The following is a 297-nucleotide window of genomic DNA, read 5'->3' on the forward strand; positions in this document are numbered from 1 at the left end:
GGAGTTCGCGTCCGTCCTCTTCATTGCCCCAGTACGACGGTGGGTTGGCGTTTTCGCCTTTCTCCTTGAGGGCGAAAAACGACCGCCACGCTTCGCTGTTCTTGCGCGTGACCTGTTGAACGGTCGCGCTTCCGACGACACCGTTGTACTGTCCACGGTACTCGGACGTGTCCCACACGTCGCCGTCACCGAAGTAGTTCTGACGACGTTCATAGGTCAATTCGTTCCACAGAGAGGCGGACGCATCGAGGAGCCGTCGAAGGCACTCTTCGTCGTTCTCGGTTTGTGGAACCACTT

The 297-nt window shown here is 58.2% G+C and carries 1 pseudogene; it reads right to left on the bottom strand.

Annotation, left to right across the window (positions count from 1 at the left end):
• Positions 1-295: pseudogene (locus tag EXE45_RS18725) on the bottom strand (IS200/IS605 family transposon protein TnpB); the annotation flags it as partial.
• Positions 296-297 lie beyond the last annotated feature (2 nt).

The organism is Halorubrum sp. SP9 (assembly GCF_005435015.1).
In the GTDB taxonomy this organism is placed as follows: Archaea; Halobacteriota; Halobacteria; order Halobacteriales; family Haloferacaceae; genus Halorubrum; species Halorubrum sodomense.